This is a genomic window from Streptomyces sp. NBC_01142 (assembly GCF_026341125.1).
GTDB lineage: Bacteria > Actinomycetota > Actinomycetes > Streptomycetales > Streptomycetaceae > Streptomyces.
On sequence record NZ_JAPEOR010000003.1, the window covers coordinates 1097268 to 1123779 of the forward strand.

Annotated in this window: 23 protein-coding genes and 2 pseudogenes; 18 read left to right on the forward strand and 7 right to left on the reverse strand. The window is 69.7% G+C overall.

The genetic code is table 11. The features are described from left to right. Position 1: 1 nt before the first annotated feature. Entirely contained in the window at positions 2–1000 is a 999-nt protein-coding gene (locus tag OG883_RS39055) for a 3-oxoacyl-ACP synthase III family protein (RefSeq protein ID WP_266551695.1), read from the reverse strand. Between the two features lie 1007 nt (positions 1001–2007). Here OG883_RS39055 and OG883_RS39060 point away from each other — a divergent pair. The 7 genes and pseudogenes from OG883_RS39060 to OG883_RS39090 all read left to right on the forward strand — a co-directional run bounded on the left by OG883_RS39060 (position 2008) and on the right by OG883_RS39090 (position 11307). Continuing rightward, positions 2008–3279, forward strand: coding sequence for a phenylacetate--CoA ligase family protein (locus OG883_RS39060; protein ID WP_266551696.1), 1272 nt, complete (start codon positions 2008–2010; stop codon positions 3277–3279). After that, the gene (locus OG883_RS39065) at positions 3276–4610 is read left to right on the forward strand and encodes an MFS transporter (protein WP_266551697.1); all 1335 of its coding nucleotides are present in this window, start codon (positions 3276–3278) and stop codon (positions 4608–4610) included. The genes OG883_RS39060 and OG883_RS39065 overlap by 4 nt, the downstream gene beginning before the upstream one ends. Then, positions 4607–5743, forward strand: coding sequence for a GNAT family N-acetyltransferase (locus OG883_RS39070; RefSeq protein ID WP_266551698.1), 1137 nt, complete (start codon positions 4607–4609; stop codon positions 5741–5743). The genes OG883_RS39065 and OG883_RS39070 overlap by 4 nt, the downstream gene beginning before the upstream one ends. After that, entirely contained in the window at positions 5740–6888 is a 1149-nt protein-coding gene (locus OG883_RS39075) for an acyl-protein synthase (protein WP_266551699.1), read from the forward strand. The genes OG883_RS39070 and OG883_RS39075 overlap by 4 nt, the downstream gene beginning before the upstream one ends. Continuing rightward, the gene (locus OG883_RS39080) at positions 6885–9413 is read left to right on the forward strand and encodes an acyl-CoA reductase (RefSeq protein ID WP_266551700.1); all 2529 of its coding nucleotides are present in this window, start codon (positions 6885–6887) and stop codon (positions 9411–9413) included. Before OG883_RS39075 ends, OG883_RS39080 begins: the two co-directional genes overlap by 4 nt. Before the next feature lie 387 nt (positions 9414–9800). Further along, a pseudogene (locus OG883_RS39085) lies at positions 9801–10495 on the forward strand (FecCD family ABC transporter permease); the annotation flags it as partial. Continuing rightward, positions 10492–11307 (forward strand): ABC transporter ATP-binding protein, encoded by an 816-nt coding sequence (locus OG883_RS39090; protein WP_266551701.1) that lies wholly within the window; start codon positions 10492–10494, stop codon positions 11305–11307. The pseudogene OG883_RS39085 and the gene OG883_RS39090, both read left to right, overlap by 4 nt. Positions 11308–11416: 109 nt before the next feature. Here OG883_RS39090 and OG883_RS39095 read toward each other — a convergent pair whose 3' ends face one another. After that, on the reverse strand, positions 11417–11632 hold the full coding sequence (locus OG883_RS39095; protein WP_266551702.1) for a heavy-metal-associated domain-containing protein: 216 nt from the start codon (positions 11630–11632) through the stop codon (positions 11417–11419). A gap of 288 nt (positions 11633–11920) precedes the next feature. On the opposite strand from OG883_RS39095, the gene OG883_RS39100 reads away from it, so the two are divergent. From OG883_RS39100 to OG883_RS39120, 4 genes are all read left to right on the forward strand, one after another. After that, the gene (locus tag OG883_RS39100; protein ID WP_266551703.1) at positions 11921–12136 is read left to right on the forward strand and encodes a hypothetical protein; all 216 of its coding nucleotides are present in this window, start codon (positions 11921–11923) and stop codon (positions 12134–12136) included. Positions 12137–12462: 326 nt separating this feature from the next. Next, positions 12463–12936 (forward strand): S26 family signal peptidase, encoded by a 474-nt coding sequence (locus OG883_RS39110; RefSeq protein ID WP_266551704.1) that lies wholly within the window; start codon positions 12463–12465, stop codon positions 12934–12936. Positions 12937–13054: 118 nt separating this feature from the next. Continuing rightward, positions 13055–14170 (forward strand): AI-2E family transporter, encoded by a 1116-nt coding sequence (locus OG883_RS39115; protein ID WP_266551706.1) that lies wholly within the window; start codon positions 13055–13057, stop codon positions 14168–14170. A 423-nt stretch (positions 14171–14593) separates the two neighbouring features. After that, positions 14594–15451 carry an endonuclease I family protein gene (locus OG883_RS39120; RefSeq protein WP_266551708.1) on the forward strand — a complete coding sequence of 286 codons (858 nt, stop codon included), beginning with the start codon at positions 14594–14596 and terminating at the stop codon, positions 15449–15451. 144 nt (positions 15452–15595) lie between these two features. Here OG883_RS39120 and OG883_RS39125 read toward each other — a convergent pair whose 3' ends face one another. Both OG883_RS39125 and OG883_RS39130 read right to left on the reverse strand, forming a co-directional pair. After that, positions 15596–15979, reverse strand: a complete 384-nt coding sequence (locus tag OG883_RS39125; RefSeq protein WP_266551710.1) for a hypothetical protein — start codon at positions 15977–15979, stop codon at positions 15596–15598. Between the two features lie 497 nt (positions 15980–16476). Beyond that, positions 16477–17376 carry a helix-turn-helix transcriptional regulator gene (locus OG883_RS39130; RefSeq protein WP_266551712.1) on the reverse strand — a complete coding sequence of 300 codons (900 nt, stop codon included), beginning with the start codon at positions 17374–17376 and terminating at the stop codon, positions 16477–16479. Positions 17377–17559: 183 nt separating this feature from the next. Between OG883_RS39130 and OG883_RS47075 the strand changes: the two are divergent. From OG883_RS47075 to OG883_RS39155, 6 genes and pseudogenes are all read left to right on the forward strand, one after another. Next, a pseudogene (locus OG883_RS47075) lies at positions 17560–17703 on the forward strand (Atu4866 domain-containing protein); the annotation flags it as partial. 36 nt (positions 17704–17739) lie between these two features. Beyond that, positions 17740–18474 (forward strand): SDR family oxidoreductase, encoded by a 735-nt coding sequence (locus tag OG883_RS39135; protein WP_266551714.1) that lies wholly within the window; start codon positions 17740–17742, stop codon positions 18472–18474. Between the two features lie 20 nt (positions 18475–18494). After that, positions 18495–18968, forward strand: coding sequence for a nuclear transport factor 2 family protein (locus tag OG883_RS39140; protein WP_266551716.1), 474 nt, complete (start codon positions 18495–18497; stop codon positions 18966–18968). Between the two features lie 709 nt (positions 18969–19677). After that, complete coding sequence (locus OG883_RS39145; RefSeq protein ID WP_266551718.1) at positions 19678–19962, forward strand: polyprenyl synthetase; 285 nt, start codon at positions 19678–19680, stop codon at positions 19960–19962. Continuing rightward, positions 19955–21007 (forward strand): polyprenyl synthetase family protein, encoded by a 1053-nt coding sequence (locus tag OG883_RS39150; protein WP_266551720.1) that lies wholly within the window; start codon positions 19955–19957, stop codon positions 21005–21007. The genes OG883_RS39145 and OG883_RS39150 overlap by 8 nt, the downstream gene beginning before the upstream one ends. Positions 21008–21056: 49 nt before the next feature. Continuing rightward, the gene (locus OG883_RS39155; RefSeq protein ID WP_266551722.1) at positions 21057–22223 is read left to right on the forward strand and encodes an oxygenase MpaB family protein; all 1167 of its coding nucleotides are present in this window, start codon (positions 21057–21059) and stop codon (positions 22221–22223) included. 97 nt (positions 22224–22320) lie between these two features. On the opposite strand, the gene OG883_RS39160 is transcribed toward OG883_RS39155, so the two are convergent. Then, complete coding sequence (locus tag OG883_RS39160) at positions 22321–23058, reverse strand: SDR family oxidoreductase (RefSeq protein ID WP_266551724.1); 738 nt, start codon at positions 23056–23058, stop codon at positions 22321–22323. Between the two features lie 93 nt (positions 23059–23151). Between OG883_RS39160 and OG883_RS39165 the strand changes: the two genes are divergently transcribed. Continuing rightward, positions 23152–23991, forward strand: coding sequence for a LysR family transcriptional regulator (locus OG883_RS39165; RefSeq protein ID WP_266551726.1), 840 nt, complete (start codon positions 23152–23154; stop codon positions 23989–23991). Positions 23992–24112: 121 nt separating this feature from the next. On the opposite strand, the gene OG883_RS39170 is transcribed toward OG883_RS39165, so the two are convergent. Both OG883_RS39170 and OG883_RS39175 read right to left on the reverse strand, forming a co-directional pair. Beyond that, positions 24113–24673 carry a hypothetical protein gene (locus tag OG883_RS39170; RefSeq protein ID WP_266551728.1) on the reverse strand — a complete coding sequence of 187 codons (561 nt, stop codon included), beginning with the start codon at positions 24671–24673 and terminating at the stop codon, positions 24113–24115. 335 nt (positions 24674–25008) lie between these two features. Beyond that, positions 25009–26337: a mucin-1 gene (locus tag OG883_RS39175; RefSeq protein WP_266551730.1), complete on the reverse strand. Its 1329-nt coding sequence runs from the start codon at positions 26335–26337 to the stop codon at positions 25009–25011. Positions 26338–26512 lie beyond the last annotated feature (175 nt).

The following is a 26512-nucleotide window of genomic DNA, read 5'->3' on the forward strand; positions in this document are numbered from 1 at the left end:
GTCATACCTCCAGGGAGGAGACGGTCGCGGACAGGAAACCGGTCACCACACCCGAGGCGGCGGGCACCAGGAGGATCTTGGATCCCTTGGGTATTCGGCGTTCGGCGAGTGCCTGGTGCAGTACCAGGTAGTGGGATGTGGTCGCGGTGTTGGCGAACTTCTCGACGACCGACAGCGACTGCGGCATCGGTGTGCCGAAGATTTTCTCTCCCACGTTGTTCATGAAGTCGATGAACCGGCTGCCGACTTGGTGCTGGACGACGAAGTCGTATCCCTCGTCGGCGAATCGACGACCGTCGTCGGCCAGCTTGTCGCGGTGAAAGGTCGGCCACAGCGAGAGGCGGTCCTCGGCGTGCATCACTTGGTTGTTCGTGTACATCGCCAGGTCGCCGGTGTCGTCGCTGGGCATGCCCAGACACAGGTGTGAGTACTCCGAGCAGGTCATCAGCTCGATGTCGTGGATGACGTCTGCGTCGTCGGTGGCGCGGTCGACGAGCACGGCGACTGCCGAGTCGCCGACGGAGAGGGACGCGAACTGGGGGTCCCGGCTGTCTTCCATCTCGCGCGCGGCGGTGAAGGCGATCGGGGTGATGTGCTCCCCGCTGAGCACCAGGCCGTTGCGCACCTCACCGGAGCGGATCATCCGGTCCAGCAGATAGACGCCGGTCATCATGCCCGCGCAGGCATTGGAGACGTCGAAGTGAATGGCGCTGGTCGCGCCGAGCTCCTGGGCGATGCGATGGGCGAACGACGGCTCGAACTGCTGGCGTCGGCCGTCTGTCGTGCGGCTGATGGAACAGGAGATGACGACGTCGATCTCGTCCGGAGCGTAACGCGAGCGGTCCAGGCAGTCGCGCGCTGCCGAGACTGCCATCGTGAGGCAGTCCTCGGGGACGTCGGTGGTGTCGTCCGCGACGCGGCGCTCGGCCATTCCGGTGATCTTGAAGAGGTCGAATTCCGGTGTTTTCTCCATGCGGGTGAGGAGTTCCGGAGTAGTCATGACCGCCGAGGGGAGATATGCCCCGATGGACTCTAAGCGACTGTTGTGCACAAACCTCTCCTGATGGTCTCTCGTTCATACGGCACACCGGCTCGGTGGAAAGTGAATAGACGTCAGGCGACCTCTACCCGTGCCGTGTTATTTCCGATGACGGCCTCAATGAATTCGGCTTCTTTGCCGATCCGGCCTGGTCCCGCTTCGGGGAATCCCGGACATCGGGGTGCGCTGCCCGATGACGTTAGCGCACCGCTCGGGCAGGTCTCACGCTGCGAGCCTGTGATGATCACCACTCGTCGCTCATGGAGGATTGCCGTGCGTGATGGCCAGAAATTGGCGGCCGAATATGGCGGGGAGGTATCGGCGGCATGCCGATCTGACGCTGCCTCGGAAAGCGGAAGCGCCTATGTTATTTCGGTCCGTCGCACTTGAATCGCGGAGGACCCGCGCTGTCCGACTCGCCGTGCCCCGAGGGGGCGGGCGCGAGAGAACGGCGCGCGAGACTCCCGATTGTGCACAATCGGCCGGACACTCCTGGCCGATTTCCGATCATGCGATTCGCCTTGCCTGTCTGCCCTTGGATGGGCCACCCGGCCCGAGTCGACAAGGCCCGGCACGAGGCTGAACGCCGCGGGATCCCTCGGGGCGGGGCTGCTGTCGCGGCGTTGGCCGACCGGATTCTCGCCAAGGTGGAGGGCGGGACCAAGGTGGCCGCGATGCTCGCCTGCGGCGCGGCGCCGGGCGCTGGGGCTGGGCAGTCGCACACCGGCCGGCGCAGCGAGTGCCACCACAAGAATCGCTGTTCCTGGCCATGAAGGCCGAGAGATGTGCGGTCGATTTTGCGATTCGCGCGAGAATGTCCCATGATCGTGACTGCGCGTCAGTTTCCGGCGCGCGTCGGCGTGGGGTTCCCCCGTACACCGGTCGATCGATCCCGCAGGCGGCGAGCTCATGATCTCGCCATGCCGCGGTGACTCCCGCTCCGTTCCGTTCACCTAGGCAAAGGCCGCATGTCCGCCCATCAGCTATCGGACCTCATACGTTTCGTCCGTCACAACTCACCCTTCTACCAAGACCTTTACGCGTCCCTGCCGCCGGACGCCGACCGCCTCACCGATCTCCCGGTCGTGGACCAGCAGGAGTTCTGGTCGGCCAACACCCTGCACGACAACCGCGTCCTGACCGGCCCTCTCAGCGAGGCGACCGTCTACAAGACCGGCGGCACCACCGGCGCCCCCAAGTTCTCCGTCTACACCCGCGACGAATGGCGCACCTTCGTGACCGCCTTCGGCCAGGGCCTGTTGGACACGGGGCTGCGCCCGGGGCACCGCGTCGCCGACCTCTTCTACGCGGGCGAGCTCTACGCCAGCTTCCTGTTCATCCTCGACTCGCTCGCCCACGCCCCGGTCGACAACGTCCGGCTGCCCATCGGCGGCGCCGCGCCGCTGGAGTCGACGGTCCCCACCCTGCAGGACTTCGCCGCCGAGGTCGTGGCCGGCACGCCCACCACCCTGTGCCGGCTGGCCGAGCACCTGATCTCCTCCGGCGTCCGGCTCGACGCCGTGGAGCTGGTCCTGTTCGGCGGCGAGGCGCTCTTCGCAGACCAGCGGCGCCTGCTGGCCGCCGCATTCCCCAACGCCGAGGCCCGCTCCGTCGGTTACGCCAGCGTCGACGCCGGCCTGCTCGGCCGCCCCGTGCCCGGCTCCGACCCCCGCGTGCACCGCGCCTTCACCCCGCACTCCGTCGTCGAGATCCTCGACGACACCACTGACGAGCCCGTCACCGAACCCGGACGGCCCGGACGGGTCGTGGTGACCAGCCTGTTCCGCCGCCTCATGCCCGTCATCCGCTACCCCGCGGGCGACCGCGCCGAGTGGACCGACAACCGGGCCCGGCACTTCCGCATCCTCGGCCGCGCCGAGGAAGGCGTACGCGTGGGGCCCGTGTCCCTGTACTCCCAGGACGCGCAGGACGCCGTGGCCGCGGCGGACACCGCCGGCCGTGTCGTCGGCATGCAGCTGGTCGTCCGCCGCTGGGACGGCCGCGACGGTCTGGTGCTGCGGCTGGCCACCGCTCCGGGCGACGACGACCCGGCCGGCCTGGAGCCGCTCGCCAAGGGGGTCGTCACGGAACTGGAGACGGCCCGGCCGCTGTATCCGGACAGCGTGCGCGCCGGTTTCGTCCACCCGCTGTCCGTGGAATGGGCGCGCCACCGCGACCTCGCCGTCAACCCGCGCTCGGGCAAGCTCGTCCGCGTCCTCGACGAGAGGCCGACCGCATGAGCGCCACTCCCGACACCCGTGCCGACGAGGGCCGTCGCCTGCCGCTCGTCCTGCGCAACCGCGCCTTCGGCGCCGTCTGGCTGGGCCAGGTCCTGACCCAGGCCGCGGTCCGCATGTTCCAGGTCGGCGTCTCCTGGTGGCTGGTCGCCTACGCCGTCGACGACGGGCGCGGACTGGCTTCCGGGCTGTTCATGGCCGTCAGCTCGCTGCCCGCCGTGGCCCTCGCTCCCGTCGTGGCCCGCGCCGTCGCCCGGATCGCCCACCGCTCCGTCCTGCGGGCGGCCGCCGCGCTGGCGGGCGCCGCCGCTGCCGCGCTGGCCGTCTGGGCCTGGTCGAGCGACCTGCCGCTGGCGGCCGCCTACGGCGCGACCCTCGCCCTGGCCGCGTGCCAGGCCTTCTTCGACCCCTGCCTGACCACGTCGGTGCCCGAACTCGTTGACGACGAGGACATCGAGACGGCCACGGGATTCGAGCTGTCCACCCAGTCCCTGGCCGGCCTCGGCGGGGCCCTGCTGGGGGCCCTGATCGTCGACCGGGCCGGCGTGGCCGGGCTCGCCGCCGGGTGCGCGGCCGCCTACCTCGCGGCCGCGCTGCTCATCGCCGGTGTGCGCTTCCGTACCGCAGCCGCGCACGGCGAAAACGACGGCGGCGCCGGTGAGGCGGCAACACCCCGGAAGCGCACGCTCCGCAGCATCCTCCGGGAACTGCCGTACGTCCGCCGCATCCTGGTCTGCTTCGCCGCGGCCAACCTCTTCACCACCGCCGTCTTCGTTGTCATTCCGCTCTACACCCGGAACGTGCTGGGTGACGGCGGCGGCACCGTGGCCCTGCTGGAGGCGTCCCTGGGCGCCGGCACGCTCATCGGCTCCTCCACCGGCACCCGGGTGCCGGGCCGGCCCACCGTCACCGGCGCGTACTGCCTGGGTCTGATGGCCCTCGCCCTGGCCCTCCCGGGCCTGGTCGCGCAGCGGCTGGTCATCTCCTGCTGCCTCGCCGTGGCCGGCTGGTGCGTGGGGGTCATCGGGGTCCGCTTCGTGGCCCTGTTCCAGCGGCTGGTGCCCACCGCCGACAAGCCCGGTTTCTTCGCCGTGATGCAGGCGGTGCTGGGGGCCACGTTCCCGGTGGCCTCGCTGCTGTTCGGACTCGCCGGGGACCACCTCTCGGCGCAGACACTGTGCCTGGTGCAGGCCGCCGGCCTGGTGCCCGCCGCCTGCGCGCTGGCCCTGCTGGGTGCCCGTACCCCCGAGCCGGCCGCGGACCGGCCGACCGCCGAGGCCGCGACCGGGCCTGCGGCCGACCGTACTCCCGAACCTGTCGGAGGCGAGCGGTGAACGCACGGATCGCCCCGGCTGCCGACGCGGACATCGCCGAACTGCGCCAGCTCTACTACGCCGTCTACGGGCCCCATTACCCCGCCGCGCTCGGCACCGACCCCGCCGAGATGGCCCGGCTCATCCAGGACCCGCACTCCCTCTGGCTCGTCGCCCGCTGCCCGGACACCGGAGCGCTGGCCGCGTCGGCGGCCATCCACGGCGAGCCGGGCAGCCGGATCGGGCGCCTGGAAGGCCTCGCTGTGCACCCGGACCACAGGTCCGATGGACTGGCCGCCACGCTGACCGGGGCCCTGTGCGCCGGGATGCTGGACACCGGGCGGCTGGACTCGGTGTACGCCACGGTCCGCACCGTCAGCGCCGGCCCGCAGCGCGTCGTCGCGCGCAACGGCTTCCGCCCGCTGGGCATCCTGCCCAACGCGGTAGATCTCAGCAGCCGAGAGAGCCTCGCCCTCTACGCGCGTCACTCCGCCGGTGTGCTGGACCGCCGCGTCCCCGTGCCCGAGGCGCCCGCCCCACTGCTCCCGCTTCTGCGGACAGTTGAGAGCTGCCTGGGCATCAGCTACCAAGGCACCCGCGCCACCGACCCGCTCCCGGCGGCCGCGCACGGGCCGGCCGAGCAGCTGGAGATGATCGAGGCTCCGGCCTTCGTCCGCCGCCGCCTCCGCGAGCGCTTCCCCGACGCGGGCGGCTGGTTCTACCCGCTGCACACACCCAACGTGCTGCTCACCCCCGACGACGGGCGGTTCGAGGTCTACGCGTACCTCAACCGCACCGGACGGTACTGCTCGCTGCTGACCGCCCACCCCGACCCCGCCGCTGCCGCCGCCTATCTCGAACCCGTCACCCAGGCCCTGACCCGGGCCGGCGCGGGCTATGTGGAGGCCCTGGTGCCGCTGGCGCACCACGGAGCCCTCTCGGCCTTCCTGGCCCAGGGCTTCGTCGCCGGCGCGCTCTACCCGGCGATGCGCGCCGACGGCGACGGCTTCCACGACTACGTCGTCCTCTCCCGCTCCACCGAGCAGATCGACTTCCGCGGCGTGGTCGTCGAACCGCCCCTCCAGCCCTACCTGGACTGCTACCTGTCCGCCTGGGCGTCGACCTACCTGCCCACACTCGAGGTTGCCTCATGAACCCCCATCTCGCCCCGGTCGGCGTCCCCGACCCCTCCCTCCTGCCGCACGTGCAGCAACTGTGCGACCTGGCCGACCCGTACACCTGCGGGCCCGCCGAGGACGAACTGTTCGCCGCGGCCATGGCGGAGACCAACGCCTGGCACGCAGAACGCTCCCCGTTCTTCCGCTCGTTGTACGAAGCCACAGAGCCCGCGCAGCCGTACCGCGCCCCGCTGGTGCACGCCAACTTCTTCAAGCGCCACGAGGTGCTGTCCATCCCGCGCGACGAGGTCGACCTGCACCTGACCTCCTCCGGCACCACCGGCCAGAAGTCGCAGATGTTCTTCGACAACTGGACCATCCGCTCCGCCCAGCGCATGGTCGCCCGGATCTTCGAGCGCAACGGCTGGATCACCCCCGAACAGGAGGTCAACTACCTCCTCTACAGCTACGAGCCGGCCCCCGCCCTCAATCTCGGCACCTCCTTCACCGACAACTACCTCTGCGACTTCGCCCCGGCCCGCACCGTCGAGTACGCGCTGCGCAACACCGGCAACGACCACGAGTTCGACCCCTTCGGCTGCGTCGCCGCGCTGCGCCGCTTCGAGCGGGACGACGCCCCGGTCCGCATCCTGGGCTTTCCCGCCTTCCTCTTCTTCACCCTGGAGCGGATGAGCGCCATGGGGCTGCCGCCGCTGGGCCTGCCCGAGGGCTCGCTGGTCGTCCTCGGCGGCGGCTGGAAGGGCCACGCCGACCGGCGCATCGGCAAGGAGGAGCTGTACGCCCGCGTCACCGAGCAGCTCGGCATCCCCGGCGAGCGCATCCGTGACACCTTCGGATCCGTCGAGCACTGCATCCCGTACATCGAATGCGACCACCACCGCCTGCACGCCCCCGTCTGGTCCCGGGTCGCCATCCGCTCCACCCGCACCCTCGAACCCCTGCCGTACGGCGAGATCGGCTACCTGCACCTCGTCTCGCCCTACATCACCTCCGTACCGGCGCAGAGCGTCCTCATGGGCGACCTCGCCTCCCTGCACCCCGGCGACGCGTGCGGATGCGAGCTGACCACCGACTGGTTCACCGTCCACGGCCGCGCCGGGGTGAGTCGCAACCGCAGCTGCGCGGTGGCCGCCGCCGAACTGATGAAGGGAATGTCGTGACCGTGCACCACCCCGCCGAAACCCACGAACACCACTACTGGCAGGGCGCCTTCATCGGCGACGAGGAGGCAGGGCGCCGTCTGGCCGGCCTGTCCACCGCAGTCGAGGCCGCCCTCGGCACCCCGCTGGAGACCGAGACCGTCCTGGCCGCCTGCGACGCCCTGGCCACCGTCCTGCGCGCCCCGGAGCACCCGGTGCGCACCCGGCTCGCCCGCCACCTGCCCGAGGGCGAGGACCCGGCCGTCCTCACCGAACTCGCCGCCCATCTCAGCCGGACCGAGCTCACCCGCAAGCTCCGTCGCGAACTCGGCGGCGCCGCACCGGGCCGGCTGAACCGCCCCGACGCACGGGAGACCGTCTACGAGGCATGGGCCCCCGTGGGCCTGGTCGCCCACATCGCCCCGGGCAACGCAGCCACCGTCGCCCCGCTCAGCATCGTCGAGGGCCTGCTCGCCGGCAACGTCAACATCCTCAAGACCAGCAGTGGCGACACCCTGCTCACCCAGCATCTGCTGGCCGAGCTCGCCGCCCTGGACCCCACCGGCGCCATCGCCGACCGCGTCGTCGTGCTGCGCTTTTCCTCCTCCCGGCAGGAGTGGCTGCGCCTGATGTGCGCACCCGCCGACGCCATCGCCGTCTGGGGCGGCGAGAGCGCCGTCGAAGGGGTCGCCGCCCATGTCCCGCCCGGCTGCCGCCTGGTGGAGTGGGGCCACCGCATCTCCTTCGCCTACCTCACCCGCGACGCCTGGCAGGACCCGGACACGCTCGGCGCCCTGGCAGCCGACGTGTGCCTGTACGAGCAACAGGCCTGCTCCAGCCCCCAGGTGGTCTACCTCGACACCGAGGACGAGCGGGACGTCTTCGCCTTCGCCGAGCGTTTCGCCGGCGTGCTCGCCACCCGGCCCGCCGCCGCGCCCCCGCCCGACGGCCATGATCTCGACCCCGCCGAACAGGCCGAGCTGACCACCACCGAGCTGATCGCCCGACTGGAGGAACACCTCGACCTGACCCGGGTGTTCGCCGCCCCCGACGGTTCCTGGCGCGTCATGGCCGACACCAGGCCCGCCCTCACCGCCTCCCCCCTGCACCGCAGCGTGTGGATCAAGCCGCTGCCGCGCAAGAAACTGCTCGGCGCACTGCGGCCCATGCGCCGCTACCTGCAGACCGCGGGCATCGCCGGCAGTCGCATCGACATCGCCGAACTCTCCCGCACCGTCCTGGCCGCAGGCGTCACCCGCATCACGCCCATCGGCGCCATGCTCGCCAGCTACCCCGGCGAGCCCCACGACGGCGTCTACGCGCTCCAGCGCTACAGCCGCCGCGTGGCGGTCCAGACCGACGCCCGCTTTGCCACCACCGCCTGCCTGGACGACCTGGCCCGCCCGGTCGTCCTCCCGCCGCCCGGCGGGCCGCTGCTCGGCAAGGAAGAAGTCCAGGAACTCAACCGCCACGTCGCACGAGCCGATGCCGAGCTGTACTTCCGCAGCGGCGGCAGCACCGGCGCCCCGGCACTGTCCCTCTTCAGCTACGACGACTACGACACCCAGATGCACGCCGCCGCCCGCGGTCTGCTCGCCGCCGGCTACGACCCGGTGGCGGACCGCACGGCCAACCTCTTCTACTGCGGGGGCATGTACGGCAGCTTCATCAGTTTCTTCTCCATCCTTGAGCGTCTCGGCGGCGTCCAACTGCCCCTGTCCGCCGGCCCCGACCACCGGGCCACGGCCCAGGCTCTGATCGCCCACCAGGCGGACACTCTCTTCGGAATGCCCTCCTACCTGTGGCAGCTGCTGCACGAGGAGAAGGACTCTCTGCGCGCATACGGCGGCCTCCGGAAGATCTTCTACGGCGGCGAGCACTTCACCGCCGAACAGCAGCGCACCCTGAAGGACACCTTCGGCATCGAGGTCGTCCGCTCCATCACCTACGGCAGCACCGACCTGGGCCCGCTCGGCTACCAGTGCGCCGAGAGCACCGGCGGCGTCCACCACCTCCACGCCGACCTGCACACGATGGAGATCCTCGACATCACCTCCGACAGGCCGGTAGCGCCGGGGGAGACCGGCCGCCTGGTCTTCGCCACGCACGCCCGGCGCGGCCAGAACCTCGGCCGCTACGTCATCGGCGACCTCGGCCGGATCGTCCCCGGCCGCTGCCCCTGCGGCAGCCACGCCCCCCGCTTCGAACTGCGCGGCAGGACCGGGGACGTGATGCGCGTGGCCACGTATCTGCTCAATCACCGCCGCTTCGTGGCGATAGCCGAGGAGCAGGGCCGCTACACCGGCGAACTCCAGATCCTGCTCACCGCTCCCGACACCCGCGAACACCTCACCGTCCGCGTCGAACGCTCCGGCACACCGGCCCCCGAGCGGCTGCGGGAGGCCTTCCTGGCCGGCTACCCCGAGCTGCGCGCGGCAGTGGAGGAGCGGCTGCTCGACCTCACGATCGAGGCGGTGGACGGCTCGTCCCTGGACCGCAGCCCGACCAGCGGCAAGCTGCGCTCAGTGGTGGACGCCCGCCGATAGGCGGCTGTCTTCCCGGCCGGCGCGGTCACCGGGACCGCGCCGGCCGGGAGGCGGGCGGTGGGCGCGGCCTCGAGCGCTCGTGGACGCAGTAAGAAGTGCAACGCGCCAATGCGGCGGCGGCCGACCCACGAGCCTCAAGAACGACTGGCTGCACGCTTGGCAGTCGGGGACGCATCCTCGCGGTGTCGTTCCGGTGTCGGCGTCCCAGGAACGGGAGCGGCGTTCGGCTGTCAGTCTCCGAGCCTAGGGTGCTCGCATGACCAACTGGATACAGGGCCCCTTCCCCGGTCACGGGGTGAATGTCGTCTGGCGGGGCCAGTGCCCCGCAGCACGCGCCCAGCCGAGCCGCGGCGGAACGCACGGCGCTGATGGCAACGCGTCTGAACGATCGTACTCGGTGCCGGGGCGGGCGGGGTGCTCGGACTCGGGCTGTCGGGAGCGGCGTTCGCGGGAGCTCTGCTGACCTTCGCCCTGGTGTGGGCGGTGGCCCGGCGGGGCGGCGGGTTCGCGCCGCTGCGGCTGGTGCTGGCCGGGGTGGCGATCGGGCATTCCTGTCCGGGTTCACCAGCTATCTGGTGCTCCAGGCCGGGGACGAGCAGCAGACGCACAGCGTCCTGTTCTGGCTCATGGGCAGCCTGAGCGGGGCGAGTTGGCCGCTACTGGCCGTCCCCGCAGTGACGGTTCCGGCCGCTCTGCTGCTGCTCCAGGCACGGGCCCGGGGACTCAACGCCCTGCTGATGGGCGACGAGACGGCGGCCGGACTCGGCATCGACGTCGTACGACTGCGCCGAGAGCTGTTCCTGGTGACCAGCGTGCTGACCGGCGTCCTGGTGGCCGTCTCCGGCGCCATCGCCTTCGTCGGCCTGATGGTCCCGCACGCCTGCCGCCTGCTCGTCGGCGGCGACCACCGCCGCCTGCTGCCGGTCTCCGCGCTGTTCGGCGCGCTGCTCGTGGTGGTGGTCGACATCGTGTGCCGTACCGCCATGGACACGCAGGAACTGCCGGTCGGTGTGGTCACCTCGCTGATCGGCGCTCCGGCGTTGCTGTATCTGCTGGACCGGCGGCTGGGGAACGGAAGTTGAGGATCGACATCGAAGACCTGCACGTCGCGTACGGTGGCCGTACGGTCGTGGCGGGGGCGCATCTGCTCGCGGCCGAGGGCGAGATCACGGGCCTGGTCGGGCCGAACGGCAGCGGCAAGTCCACACTCCTGCGCACGGTCTACCGGCATCTGCGACCCATCACGGGCCGAGTGCTGCTGTCCGGCACCGACCTTCGCGAGCTCACCCCCGTTCAGACGGCTCGCCACGTGGCCCCACTGCCGCAGGAGCGGGGCGGCGACTTCGAGCTGACCGTGCGCGAGGTCGTCGCGATGGGCCGCACCCCCTACAAGCGGGCGTTCACGGGGGAGGACGCGACCGGCCGCGACACGATCGCGCGGGCCCTCATCGAGGTCGGCATGGACGGCCGGGCCAACCGCCGGTTCACGGAGCTGTCCGGCGGTGAACGCCAACGCGTCCTGCTGGCCCGCGCCTTCGCCCAGAACCCGGACGTCCTGGTCCTGGACGAGCCGACCAACCACCTCGACGTACGACACCAGGTGGAGTTGCTCGCCCTGCTGCGCGCCCGGCGCCGCACGACCCTGGTGTCGTTGCACGACCTCAACGCGGCCGCCTCCGTCTGCGACCGGCTGCACGTTCTGCACGGTGGCACCGTGGTTGCCTCCGGCCCGCCGCGGCAGGTGCTCACCCCTGCCCTGCTGGCCGAGGTGTTCGGCGTGCGCGCAGCAGTGGTGGACCACCCGCTGACCGGCGATCCGCTGATCGCCTTCGACCACCGGGCCCCGGCGGACGGGGTGGTGGGAGAGGACCTGGCCGCGGCGGCGGAAGCGTGAGCCGGTGGCCGGTCCGGCTCATGCCCGCCTCCTGAGGGGCGGCCCCGCCGGCTGCTTGCGACGGGTGCCGCGGCCCGTTTTCTCCGCCGGGTCGCGGCACCTATCGACGTCAGGCCGCCGTCGGCTCGCCGACGCCGTACCCGGCCTCGACGATGGCGGCCCGCACCAGTTCGTCGTCCAGGTCGGCGCCGCGCACGGTGACGGCGTTCGCGGCGAGGTCGACGACGACCTCGCTGACACCGGGCACGTCGGAGACCTCTTCGGTGATGCTCGCCGCGCAGTGCTCGCAGCTCATTCCCGTGACGTTGTAGCGCTTCTGGGCCATGGGGTGACTCCTTGGTGCCAGCAGGGGCTTTTGGTGGCTTACGGATGGACGGGTGGAGGTGCTCAGGTCCGGAACCGCGCGCAGCAGCGGCACGTAGTAGCCGGGCGCGTACGACGGAAGCGGCCGTTCCACCTCAGCAGTCGGCCGAGCGGGAGGGTGAGTTCCGGAGAGTTGCTGTGACATGGAGCATCCGTTTCGGAGACTTGCGGCGCGCGAGCGGGGGTATCCCCGGGTCAGTCCCGGCGGTCACACCCGTGAGCGCCCCCAAGCCCCGAAGGGTTGTGAACGATGAGCGACATCGATGGCCTGGAGCCCGTGGCGACGTTCTGTGGAAACTGCAATTGCGGCTGTCCGCAGTTGTTCGTCGACTCCGCTGCTCCGGTAGAGCGCCGCGTGGTTCTCACGGACGACTTCGGGCAGCGCGTGCAGATGAGTGCGGATCAGTTCTCGTCGCTGGTCGAGGATGCCAAGTCCGGAAAGCTGGACGGTTTAGCCACGGCCTGACGCCTCCCTCCGGTCCGTGGCCGGTGGGCGGCCGGTTTCGGTGCACGGTGTGGGGGACGGACTCTTCCGCAGCCTGCGCCGGCACCGGCGAACGCGCCGGCGCGGACCGCTGCAGGGGGAGGGGTGGTCACATGGCGGACCTCCGGCGGAAGTTGGGGGGAACAGACCGACCTGATCGTGGTGCTGGCGGCAGGACAGGTCGTCGAACGAGTCAGCCACGCGGCCCTCATGACGGCGGGCGGAGAGTACGCGCGGCTGTTCGCCCTCCAGGCGTCCGGCTACCGGGTGGAGGACAGTCGGCCCGGTATCGAGGAAGTAGGCCGCCGGTGGCGCGCCGTAGGTACTGGGCCGTGTCCGCCACCGCGCTCAGCCTGGCGGGCGTCGCCGTGCTGCTGCGGTACACGGTGGTCCGGGTAACCGTGCGCGGCAGCAGCATGGCACCGGTGTGCGAGGCCGGTGCCCGGGTCCTCGTACACCGCGGCGGCCGGATCGCGGTGGGGCGGGTGGTCGTGCTGGAGTGCCCCGTGCCGGCCGTGAGCCGGCACCTGCCGTCGGTGCACCGCGCCGCCTCGTCCCGCGCGGTGGCGGCCCGGCGGTGGATCATCAAACGCGTGGGGCGGTCCCCGGCGACCCAGCCCGCTGGACCGCGTGCCGGCCCTGGACCGTCAGCGGACCACATGGTGCCGCCTGGTCGACTCGTCCTCCTCGGCGACAATCCGATGAACAGTGACGACTCGCGCCAGGCGGGCTACTTCCCGGTGGAACGGGTGCTGGGCACGGTGGTCGGGCACCAAGCTTGATCTCTGCGCTATGAAGCAAGCGCGATGCAACGGCTGGCGACACCACCGCCAACCCGCAAAGGAGCCCCTGAACAGTAGCGATAGCGAAGCGTGAACGGAGTACTAATAGGCTGATCCTATGTCTCCCACGTTGAGTTCCACGAGAACCCGCGCCGCCCTCCACGCATCGGCGCGTGTCTCCGTTGAGTTGCTGCTGGTCCTCGTGATGGCTGCGGTGGCCCTGTGGGTTCTGGGCCGGATGTGGTCGGTCGTCTGGCCGCTCATAGTGGGCCTGTTCCTCACGACGTTGACGTGGCCCCTGGCTCGTTTCCTGCGTCGGCACGGGTGGCGTCCCGCCCTGGCCGCGTCGGTGGTGACCGTGCTGTTCCTCCTGGTCGCTACGGGCATCGTGGCGCTGATCGCGGTGCCGGTGGCGGCCGAGTCCGGCGAGCTGACCGACGGTGTGGTCGAAGGCATCCACAAGGTGCGCGAGTGGGCCGCCGGGCCGCCGCTGAACATCGGCGACGACCAGATCACAGGAGCCTTCGACGCCGCGGTCGCCCGCATGCAAAACAGCGTCGGCAGCATGGTCACCACTGTCGTCACGGGGGTGAGCACCGTGGTCAACGGCGTGGTCACTGCCGTCCTGGCGCTCTTCCTGATGTTCTTCTTCCTCAAAGACGGCCCGCGGTTCCTGCCGTGGCTCAGCCGCCAGCTGCCCGGCCGGCTCGCCACCGACGTCCCGATCGTGGCCGCGCGCGGTTGGGACACTCTGAGCGCGTTCGTGCGTTCCCAGGCATTCGTCGGCCTGCTCGACGCCGTCCTCATCGGCCTCGGCCTGTGGGTCCTGGGGGTTCCACTGGTACTCCCGCTGGCGGTGCTGACCTTTGTCTCCGCGTTCGTGCCGATCGTGGGTGCCCTGTTCGCCGGTTTGGTCGCGGTGCTCATCGCGTTGGTCTCGAACGGCCTGACGGACGCGCTGATCGTGCTGGCGATCATCGTCGTGGTGCAGCAGCTCGAGGGCAACGTGTTCCAGCCCATGATCCAAAGCCGCGGGCTCGGCCTGCACGCGGCGGTGGTCCTGCTGGCGGTCACGTTGGGCGGCAGTCTGGCCGGCGTCGTGGGCAGTCTGCTCGCGGTACCGGTAGCCGCGCTGATCGCGGTGGTCTGGAACTACCTGCGCGAGCAGCTCAGTGATCCGCCGCAGGAGCCGGAGACCGACGAGTCGCACACCGCAGCCGCTGTCCCGTCGTGAGAGCCACGACGGGTCCGGACGGCGGCGGCATGGTTACGGTCCAAGGCGGGAGCCGTTGTTCCCGGCGTCGGGGGACAACGGCGTCACCTGTATCTCAGCCTCGTGGCTCGACAGCCTTCATGTCGTCCGCGGTGATTTCGAACCGGATCAGGCCTGGCGGCCCCTCGATGAGATCAGTCATGGCAAGCGCAACGGCATGACAGTGCTGGGCGAAGCGGACCTGGGGTGCTCGGACCGGGGGTAACTACGCGGCTGCGCGGCCTTGTTCGTTCACGGTGTCGGCACACGATGGGCGCAGCGTGTCCACGCAGTGCGGCCCGGTGCATGGAAGGCTCCCAGAGTTCGAACAACCGTACTTGCGTCCCTGCACCCGCTGTTGAGGGCATGGGGACGCCCGTCCAGGGAGAGGACACCCCCCACACCATGTCCACCCACCGCTTGCACCGTCGTAAACCCTGGCGCATGGCCGCCGTCGCCGTGGCCGCTGCGGGCATCGCCGCACCTACCGCCGCGATCGCCACCCAGACTTCCCCCACGCCCGTCCACACCCGGTCGGCGGCCGCAGTGGGTGCGTTTGACGACACCTACTACAAGGACGCGCTGGGCAAGACCGGCCCGGAACTCAAGAAGGCGCTGCACACCATAGTCAGCGACCAGACCAAACTCTCCTACGACGAGGTCTGGGACGCCCTGAAGGCCACTGACGAGGACCCCAAGAACTCCGCGAACGTCATCCTCCTCTACACCGGCCGGTCACAGAGCAAAGACAGCAACGGCGCCGGGAACGACGACTGGAACCGCGAGCACGTGTGGGCCAAGTCCCACGGCGACCTCGGCACGGACGTAGGCCCGGGCACGGACGTCCACCACCTGCGCCCGGCAGACGTGTCGGTGAACAGCACCCGTGGGAACAAGGACTTCGACGCCGGCGGCGACGCGGTAGAGGAAGCGCCGGGAAACTACTCCGACAGTGACTCGTTCGAGCCTCGCGACGCGGTCAAGGGCGATGTCGCACGCATGATCTTCTACATGGCTGTCCGCTATGACGGCGAGGACGGTTTCGTGGACCTCGAGCCCAACGACAAGGTCGGCAACGGCTCCGCCCCGCACATCGGCCGTCTGTCGGTCCTGAAGGAATGGAGCAAGCAGGACCCGCCGGACGCCCTCGAGCAGAAGCGCAACCAGATCATCTACGACACGTTCCAGCACAACCGGAACCCGTTCATCGACCATCCCGAATGGGTCGACGAGATCTGGAAGAAGGACAACGCCTCGACCTGACCAGACCTCCTCAGAGGGTGGCGCATCCACAGCGACGCGCCACCCTCGGGGGCGCCGCCACGCTTGGGCCGCTTCGATCGGGGCTCCGAGCCCGTTGCGCGCGAGTGCCGCGCCCTCGGCGTCCGGGGCATCGTGAACACCCGATCAGTCAGTGTGCGCCGGTGTGGAGAAGTACGAGTGGGATGTCGGCAGAAACATCAGCACAGCTGCGCAGATGGCCAGCAGATCGTGGATGACCTCGGGTATCGCAGAACTCTCGATGCCGCTCATACTCACGCTGTTGAGGAGCCAGAGGGCACTGAGAGCGCCGACGACAGCCAGCACGATCCGCGCCCAGTTACGGCCTGCACGCATGCTGAGGGCGAAGCCCAGCCACAGCGCATTCACGACCACCAGGGCACCGGCCGAAGTAGCCAGTTGCCGTTTCGCGCCGCGCAGGCCCATCTCGTGACGCATTTCCTCAAACCCTGTGGGGTGAATGACCCACGCCCACAGTCCCCAGCCGATCACGTCCACGGCAATCGCCACGACTGACAGCGTGAACGCCAACCCCACGGCCCTCGGCGACCGAGACCTGTCCAGTTCTGCGCGGGCCATCTGTGCTCCTTCTCCGGGGAAACTGACAGTCGGGGGCGCACTCGAAGAGGGGATCTGCCAGGCCGCCGTTCCCTCCGGGAACCGCCCGCCTGTCGGAACTCGGCACGTGGTCCGCAGCCCAGGCTTGCGCGGCTCAGCGGCATGTCGGACACGCCAGCAGACCGCTTGTTGCACCCCGTTCGGTGTAGGCGTGAGAGCAGCCTGTCCCGCTCGACCACGCAGCAACCCGCGGAGATCCGCAAGCTCTCGAGCCTACGGGGCGACCGGTGGGGTCAGGCGGGGGCGCCGCCTCGGTTGGGCCAGGCTTCCGCGGACCCGCCGAGACTGCACGCTCCCCATCTCGTGGTTTTACGACAGGCTCGAAGTGGCCCGGCACGAGAGGCTGATCGCGAAGGGAAGCTGCCGCCTGGGTGGAGGGCTGGCGCGTGTCACATCGGTCCGCTGGATGCGGACTTCGTGGGGCGGGGTGCCGTGGTGACGTGGTCGGCCTGGTGTGCCGGCGATTCCCGGCGGTGTGTCGCGTTGAGGGTGCCGAGCAGGGAGAGCGCCTGAGCGCTGGGGCTTCCGGGTTCTGCGTGGTAGATCACGAGCTGTTGACCAGGTGCTCCGCGGACGTCGAAGGACTGGTAGTTCAGGGACAGGGCTCCGACTTCGGGGTGGATGAGTTCTTTGGCGTCGCGGGTCTTTCCATAGACGGTGTGCGAGGTCCAGAGCGTGGCGAATTCCTCGCTGGTATCGATGAGGGTACGCACCAGTTCGTGCAGCGGCGGGTAGTGGGGTTCGAGGCCGGTGGTCTGGCGCATGTGGGAGACGACTGACTCGGCCGCGCGGTGCCATTGGGCGTAGAAGCTTCGGCCTGCGGGGTCGAGAAAGGTCATACGGGCGAGGTTGTCCGCTTCCCGGAACGGGGAGAAGAGGGCGTCGGCCAGGACGTTTGCCGCCAGGAGGTCCAGAGCGGGGTTGAGGACGAACGCGGGAGTGTTCGTGTACCCGTCGAGCAACTGTCTCAGCACGGGACTTGCGGTCTCCGCCGGTTGCCTTCGGTGGCTGTCCGACACGGTGCCGGCCAGGCGGTACAGATGGTCGCGCTCCTCGTGGCTCATGCGCAGGGCTTCACCGAGGGCGTCGAGGATCTGGGGCGAGGGGCTGTGCTCGCGGCCCTGTTCCAGACGGGTGTAGTAGTCGGCGCTCATGCCGGCCAGAACGGCGACCTCTTCCCGCCGCAGCCCTGCCACCCGGCGTCGGCCGTAGGAGGCCAGCCCTACGTCGCCCGGCCTCAGTCGTGCGCGGTGCGCGCGAAGGAAGTCCCCTAGATCGTTACTGGTCATCTTTACAGGCTAGAGCGGCTCTCGGTGGTGTGCCTGGGTGCGCCGTACCCAGGCACAGCCTGTCCTGGCCGATCCTTTCGTCATCTCCCAGACTCCGAAGAGCATCCGTGAACGGAAACGGGACGTGGTGAGCGAGCAGTCGAGCTCCGCGGGAGGGGCCGGGGTTGGCCGCAGACAGGCCGATTGCGCACTCGCGACCGCCGTGATGCGGCCCGCAGCAGCATCGCAGTTCCCCTTGCCGGCCGCTACAAGATGACCGGCAGTCCCCTCGACGGTGTGGATCACACCGGTTTCACCACCACGGGCGACATCCGTCACGAAGTGCTCCCCCAAGAGCACCCGTTCTCTACAAGGAGTAAAAGCATGACGCGGGCAACCAAGGCTGTAGCGATCACCGGTGCGAGCAGCGGTATCGGTGAGGCGACGGCACGCCGTCTGGCGACAGACGGACACCGGATCTTTCTCGGGGCACGACGAACCGACCGGCTGGAGCGGCTGGTCGAGGAGATCACCAGCGAGGGCGGGACCGCCTCCTTCCAGAAGCTGGATGTCACCGACGCGGCAAGCATGCGTGCGTTCATCGATGCGGCGTGTTCCGCGTACGGACGGATCGATGCCGTCGTAAGTAACGCGGGCGTGATGCCTCTCTCTCCGCTGGAAGCGCTGAAGACCGATGAGTGGGACCGCATGATCGACGTGAACGTCCGGGGAGTCCTGCACGCAATCGCCGCCGCCCTGCCCGCGATGCGCGCACAGGGCGGTGGGCACTTCGTGAACATCGCCTCCGTCGGCGCATACGAGGTCTCGCCCACCGCCGCCGTCTACTGCGCCACCAAGTTCGCCGTCCGGGCGATCTCCGAAGGACTGCGCCAGGAATCCGGCGGAGACATCCGGGTCACCCTCGTCTCTCCGGGCGTGACCGAGTCCGAACTCGCCGACAGCATCTCCGACCCCGAGGCCAGGGAGGCGATGAAGACCTACCGCGCCGTAGCGCTGCCCGCCTCGGCCGTCGCGGACGCCATTGCCTACGCCCTCGCCCAGCCCTCACAGGTCGACCTGAATGAAATCGTGATCCGTCCCGCCGCAAGCGCCCAGTGACCCACCTCGGAAGGACAGACATGCCGCCCACTGACGCCGACTACGACAGCCTGGTGCGAAGACTGCGGGAACTGGAGGACAAAGAAGCTCTGCGCGCCCTCATGATCCACGGATGGAGGGCGCTGGACCGTAAGGACTGGCAGACCTGGAGCGAATGTTGGGCCGAGGAGGCGGTCCTCGAGTTCGGGCCTTGGGAGAAGACCCACGGGAAGGACGCTGTCCGGGCGAAGGTGGCAGCGGCGGAATCGCCCTATCCGAGCATGCAGCACCACATCCTGAACATGCATTTCGACGTAGAGGGCGACCGGGCGACCGGCATCGGCTACATGTGGTTCGTCGCGGTCACCGAACCCGGGAAGACCTCTTCCCCCTACTCCATGGGCGGCCCCTACGACTGGGAGTTCAGGCGGAGCCCGAACGGCTGGCTCCTGACCCGCCAACGGCTCGGCGTCTGGTGGACAAACGGCGAAGACACCCAGAGGGCCTTCGAGTAGACACCGGTCCCCGCTTCGCAGGACGCCCTCCGCTGGTTGCCTCGATCGATGCTCGTTCGCATCTGCTGGCCGAGCACCTTCTTGTGTCGGCACCGGTCAGCAACGGGCTGGGCAGAATCTCTCCGCCCGGCCCGTATCGGGGGCGCCGGCGTTTGCGTCCAGCGCATGCCGATGACCGAGAGTCGGTCTCCGCCTTTTCCCCGGACGGGACGCGGTACGTGAACGGCACGTGCGGGTCCGCGTGCTGTACCTCGCGGCCAGGACGGACGCCGGCTGGCGGACCACGGCTTCGGCGATCCTCTCGTCCTGACCGGGTCTTCCGCGGCCCGCGGGTACGCCGTCCGGGAGCTCATGTGCCGCCCGTCAGGTCTCCGTTCCATGAGGCCGGGGCCGCGGCCGTCCTGCGCGTCCTCGGACGCTGAAGACCGTTCATGGCGCGCATGTCGAGGAGCGCGGCCGTCTCCTGGAGGCGTCGCCCCGGCCGGCCCCCTCCCCCTCCCGGCCGAGGGCACGGGTGAGACGCCGGGCACGTGTGACTGCGCCCCAAAGGTGGCACATGAGTCCGGCGGGTCACGCGAAAGGTGATCTTCTGTGCGGCGCCGGTCGCACCCGGTCAGGCTCTCTTACGAGAACGGGGGTGGGCCACCGGCCCCCGCCTCGGCAGCCGGCCGCGTGCTGTCGGACGGCAGGTGGCCGAAGGGGAGAAGTCATGCCATACGAGAGTGGACCGGCGCACGGGACACGACCGAGCGATGCGGTGCTGCTGGTGGCGGGCCTGGCCGACATCGCGGTCACCGCGCTGAGCAGTGCGGTGGGGGAAGTACGGGGGCTGCTGGGCCGGTCGGACGTGGCCGGGCTGGCGGAGGAGGGGCAGCAGGAGATCAAGGCCCGCGGGCGGCTGGCCCTGGACCGCTACGCCACGGTTCCACCGGCGCACATGGAAGTGCTCGCCCGGCATGTGGTCGCCCGGCGCAGTGAACCCGACGATGTCTGAAGGCGCCTGGCAGGCGGCTCTCAAGGCCCGGGTGGACCAGGTGCTCCAGCACTTCGTCGGGCAGGAGACCGACGCGCTGCTGGAGATCGACGTGGACCTGGCTCCGATGGCCGACCAGCTCCATGTCGCCACCGCCCACGGCAAGCGGTTGCGGGCGGCGTTCTGCTATTGGGGATGGCGGGCCGCTGGGCAACCCGACAGCGACGCCCTCGTGCGGGCAGCGGCCGCGATGGAACTCGTGCACGCCGCAGCCGTCGTGCACGACGACCTCATCGACCACAGCGCGCTCCGGCACGGTGTGCCCACCGCCCACATGGCGCTGCGCTCCGCCACGGCCGCCGGCCCGCACCCGAAGGCCGCTGCCCGCTCACTGGCCATGCTGGTGGGTGACCTGCTGATGTCCTGGGCCGGGCAGCTGTTTGCCACTTGCGGTCTGCCGGGTGCCTACCTTTCGCGGGCACGCCCGCTGTGGGCCGTGCTGGCCCGCGAGCTCCTGGCGGGGGAGTGCCTCGAGATCCTGCACACCGGTGCCCGCCCCGACACGGACGCTTCCCTGAAGGTGATCCGTTACAAGACCGCCAAGTACACGGTGGAACACCCGCTGCACATCGGCGGCGCCCTGGCCGGAGCCTCCCCAGGTCTACGCGAGGCCTTCTCCGACTACGGGCTGCCGCTGGGAGAGGCGTTCCAACTACGGGACGACCTGCTCGGGCTGTTCGGAGACCCGGAGCGGACCGGCAAGGCGAACGCGGACGACATCACCGCACACCGGCCCACCGCACTGCTGGCACACACCTGGCACAACGCCTCACCCGGGGCGAGGCGCGAGCTGGGGCAGCTGCTCGGCTCGCGGGACCTCGACGCGGAGGGGCTGCGGCGGGTGCGGGAGATCATGCACACCGCCGGCGCTCCTGCCCGCATCGAGCACATGATCGGCGAGCGCATCCGGATCGCCGCGGCCGTCCTGGACGACACCAGCCTGCCTGCCGAAGCCGCCCGGGCGCTGGCCGACCTGGCGCAGATGGCCACCGTTCGCCATCACTGAACACTCCTCCCTCCGGCGCACCTCTCGCCTCTTCCTGCAAGGAGCCCCTATGCCCTACACCGAGCAGTCCCTCCAAAGCCTGCGCCTGACGGGCGACGAGCTGGCCGACGCCACGGTGGCGACCCTCTTCGAACGCGGAGAGGTCGGCACGTTCAACAACCTCATGCGATACGTCTCCACCGCGGGCCAGGACCTGCCCGAGGGGCTGCCGGACGTGGCCCGCGAGTACCTCCATGAGACCAGCAGCCCGCCGGCCTGGGTGGACTGGGACGAGATGGAAAAGGCCCGGCTGTTCTTCATCGACAACAACGTCCACATCTCCACGGCCCTGTCCTTCGCCTCGATGCCGGCCTGTTACGTCCTGCCGCACGTCGCCAAACTCCTGTCCGCGACCCATGGGCTGCAGTACCCCTCCAAGCGGATGGCGGAGACCGGGCAGTTCACCGTCTACCTCATGCAACCCGATGCCTTCGAAGCCGGCAGCCGCTTCATCCCGGCAGCCCAGAAGGTCCGTCTCCTGCACGCGTCCATCCGCCACCACCTGCGGCGCGAAGACCGCTGGGACACCGACAACCTGGGCACCGCGATTTGCCAGGAGGACATGATCGGCGGACAGATGATGTTCTCCATCCAGGTCCTGGACGCCCTGCACCGGCTCGGCATCCACATGACCACCGAAGGAGCCGAGTCCTACTACTACGCCTGGCGGGTCGTGGGTGCCATGCTCGGCATCGACCAGGCCCACGCGCCACAGGATCTGGAACAAGCCCGGCAGTTCTCCGACTTGTACATGACCCGCCACATGGGGCCCTCCGAGGAGGGCGCCCACCTGACCCGCCAGCTGATCGACCTCTTCGAAGAGGTCGTCCCGGGCACCTTCTTCGATCCCCTCGTCGGCGCCCTCATCCGCCACCTCATCGGCGACACCTGCGCCGACTGGCTGCAGGTCCCGCGCACCCCATGGGACACCGCCGTCAAAGCCGCGCCGGCGCTCCTGGGCATCCTGGAGACGATCGAGGACAGTTCCCCGCTCGGCGCCTGGGCCCTGGACCGGCTCGGCCACCTGACCACCCTCTTCGAACTCAGCTCACTGACCCGCGGCCGAGTCATGCACTACGCCATTCCTGAGCACCTCAAGAAGGACTACGACGTCCCCTCCAGCGTCCCCCGCACCCGCCGCTGGACACCCCCGGCCCCCGCCGTTGCCGCGCTCTGACGGGTCAGGAGGTGAGTTCCTCGTAGCGGTGCTGCCCACAGGGCGCTGATCGGACGCGTTGAGCCGCAGCCCAGTCGAGCGGAAACACATCAGGAAATCACCATGGCACGGCTCCATTGTCGTCGAACAGCTGGCCGGTAGGGCCGTCGTCAGGCAGAGCCGCCAACCGGATGGCGATCACCGCGCCCTGCTCAGGGGTCTGAGTACCGCTGAACCCATTGAGGTCGGTGGCCACGTAACCGGGGCAGGCGTTGTTGATCAAGATGCTGGTGTCGCTCAGCTCCTTGGCGTACTGGATGGTGACGGCGTTGAGGTAGGTCTTCGTCGGCGCGTACGCCCCGCTGATCCCTCCAAGGTCGACACCGGGTGTGGTTTGCAGGGCCAGCGAGCCGACATGGCTGGACTGGTTGACGATCCGCGGGTGCGCCGAGTGGCGCAGCAACGGCAGCATCGCGTTGGTGACCCGGATGACGCCGATGACGTTGGTCTCCACCAGCCGCCGCACGGTCTCGAGGTCGATGGTTGTGGGCTCCTCCGGCCAACCGCCTGCAGCGCCGGCGTTATTGACCAGCACGTCAAGGCGTCCCGCTCGCTCCTCGATGAGCTGCGCTGCAGCGGTCACGCTCTCGTCGTCGGTCACGTCCAAGGGCACGCCGAACGCGTCGGCACCTGCCGCGCGCAGTTTCGCCACGGCGTCCTTCCTGCGCTGCTCGTCTCGAGCGCCGACACCGACGCTCCAGCCCAATGCGCCCAGCCCGGCCGCGATCTCGTACCCGATTCCCTTGTTCGCGCCGGTGACCAGCGCGATTGTCTTCTCACTCATGACAGCGAGCATGGCTGTGCTTCGACCAGGCACCAACACCATCTCGGTAATGCAGCATTACCTGAGCGACATCGATCGACCGTCCGCCGGAGTTACTGTGAATGCATGGAGACACGGGAGTTGCGGTACTTCGTCGCCATCGCCGAGGAGCTGCACTTCGGCAAGGCTGCCCGGCGTCTGGAGATAGCCCAGCCGCCCTTGTCCCGCGCGATCACCCGGCTCGAACGACAGCTCGGGGTCACGCTGCTGGAGCGCACCAGCCGCAAGGTCACGCTCACCGAGGCCGGGGCCGTGCTGCTGTCCGAGGGGCGCGCGATCCTCAGCGCGGTAGCCGCAGCTGAGCGGCGTACCCAGCAGGCTGCGCAACGGCGCCCCCGCCTCGCCCTCGCCGTCAAATCCGGCACCGCCGGCGAGTTGTTGGCGAAACTGCTCGATGCCTACCGCGCGGAGCCCGGCTCAGCCACCGTCGATCTGTTGCTCTGTGAGGCGCATCAGCAACAGAAATTGCTGCAGGATGGGCAAGCCGACGTGGCTCTGCTGCACTTGCCATTCGATTCGACGGTCGGACTCGACACCGAAACCCTGTACACCGAGGGACAGGTGGCGATCCTGCCCACCTCTCACTCCCTTGCCGGCCGCTCTCGGATCCGGGTGGCTGAGGTCACCGCGTTGCCGGAACTCCCGATGGCTAGCTGGCCCGGTCCTGGCGGCAGCTACCCGGAGGGACCAGGGGCAGAGGTACGGAACCTGACGCAGCTCTTCCAGCTGATCGCGCTCGGCCGTACCACCGTGATCATGCCCGAGTCCGCCAGCACCGACCTGCGCCGGGATCTCGCCGCCGTGCCGGTCCTGGATGCTCCGCCCGTGACAACGGTGATCGCTTGGCCGTCGCAGAGCCGACTTCGCGCAGTCGCCGACCTGATCCGCGTAGCAACACGTCTTTGACCGGCTGTTCTCTCTCCGCTCGCGTGGAATGCTGCCGACTGTCCGCATCGTCGGTCGGCAAAACCGTCAAACGACCCGAGACGCTCATGGAGCGCTCCCGGGCCGGGCGTTGAAGAACAAGCTAACGCCCAGGCGGCACAATGCCCGGGGGCACCTCGGCGTCCTTCGCCTTGTCTCCGGCGACGAGTTGGTCGCCGTAACCGGACTCGGTCCACACCAGCTTCTTGAACTGCTCCGGCGTCAGCGCACCCCGCCACGGCGAGCCGCCGAGGCAGAACACCGACTCGCACCCGTAGCAGTAGAGCGCTGTCCGCCACAGCCGGTCGGCCCGCGCCTCCCCGGCTTCCGCGGCGGCCTTCTCCTGCCCGTCACTGCGAACCACAGCTATGGTCCCGATGAGCATCAGCACCGCCAGCACAACGCCGCCGAGGGTGTACAGCGGCTCCTCTCGTTCCACCCCCGTATACGCGAGACCAACCCCGAGGCCGACCAGGACCATGCCTTCAACAAAATGCAGGCAGCCATCGCCGTTCTTGTCCGGCCCTTTCTCCAGTCGGCTGTGCAGGTTCTTGCCCGAAGCCCTCTTGTCGCTGCGCGCCTCCTCGACCGAATGCACCTCTGCCCCGCCGCAGCCCGGGCAGAGCGCGTCGACAGGCTGCTGTCCCACTCCGTCAGTTGCCATGTCCACAACGTTATCCAGCGCCGGACACCGCAATGCCACTGGCTTCCCTCAAGGAGAGACAGTTACCACGACAAGGGCACTCGCCTACCGGAGGCGGCCGTCCACTCCACGAAGCCCCGACGGCCGCCAGGACACCTCCAGGAGCTCGCCACCTACTCCGGCGTTACCGACACCGGCGCAGGCGGCCACCAGATCATCACCCGGCTCAGCACGGACGCCCGGATCAGGGAGGGCAGTCACACCGAGCTGTGGGTGGACGTCTCCCCGATGCATGCCTTCGACCCGCGCACCGGTGTGAACCTCAACCCGGGAGAACAGCGAGGAGCAGGCGCGGCTCAGCGGCCCGGCCAGACGGCTGACGCATCGTCACGGTGTGGCTGCGGCAGCCGTACCGGGCGTACGGGCACGCTCGTGCGGGTCCCGTCCTCGGCCGTCGCCGTCCATTGCGCGGGCCGGCCGCGGTAGCTCAGTGCCGTGAGGACGAAGACCTCGTCCGCGTAGACCTCGACGTACTCGCCGACGGTGAGGATGCGCAGCCGCCGCGCGGGGGAGGGGAGAGCCGCCTCCCGCAGCACGGCGCCGCCGGCGCCGGTGACCCGAACCGCCGCGCCGTCGTAGCCGATCGCCAGCACCGTCTCCGCCCCATCGGTGCGCAGTGCGACGTCGGCCGGGCCGTTCAGCTCGACTTCGCCGACGGCGTGCAGGACAGGGCGGTCCGTGGCCGCCTCCAGCCACCGGTCCAGGCCGGTCCACCACTCCAGCCGCGGGGCGCCGTCGGCGGGGACGACGAGCGCCTTGGGCTGGGCGAGCATCCCGCGGCAGCGCTCGCCCTCGTCCCGCAGGCCGACGCGGCGCGGTGTCGTGTGCAGCACGACGCGTCCGCCGCCGGGCGCGGTGATCACGCGGGGGGCGTACGCACCGGCCGGGGCGAGCGGGCCGTGCCGGTGCCAGGGGCCGTCGAGCCGGGGTGCGGTCCACGCCTCGATGGTGTGGGCGCCGCCGACGGAGCCGAGCAACAGCCAGCCGTCGGGGAGCCGTTCGAGAACCGGGCACTCGAACTCGTCGACGTCGCCGGGGGAGAGCAGCGGCGGGCGGACCTCCCAGTGCACCAGGTCGTCGGAGGTCGCCAGCCCCACGCAGCCGCCGCGCTCCACGGGCAGGGACGCGTCGCTGGCGCAGACCGCCATGACCCAGCCGCTGTCGTCGTCGTTGCGGACGACGAAGGGGTCGCGCCAGCCCATCTGCTCACCGGTGCGGTACCAGCGGGGGTCGGCTCGTACGACGGGGTCGGCGGAGTGCCGACGCCAGCCGGTCCCGTCGCGGCGGTCCGACCAGGCGAGGCCCACGGACTGCAGGGGCCAGCCGCCCGGGGTGGTTCCTTCGACACCGGTGTACAGCATCGCCATCCCCTCGCCGTGGGGGAAGGCGTGCATCGTCCACACCGCCTGCTGGTCGAAGCGTCCCGGCAGGCCGACGCCGAACGCGGGGCCCGCGGGCTCCCACGCGACGAGGTCGGCCGAGGTGGCGCGCCCGTAGGAGGTCTCCATCCGCAGATGGTCGAAGCGGTCGGTCCAGGGGCCCTGCAGATGCAGGACGGTGTATCCGTCCTCGCCGGCCAGCAGGGCGAAGTCGTTCACACACAGGCCGGGCGGCGCGTAGCGCATGGGGGAGCTCCTGTCGGTCCGTCGCCCGAAGCGGGCGGAAAGAGGGGTTCGCAAACGTGTGCGCAGGTGAGCGTACATCGACGTCATGGTGCAGAAACATCGCTGATAAATATGAACGCAAACGCTTGCGCAACACCATCCTCGGGTTTACGTTCTGGTCACCCCCGGACGACGG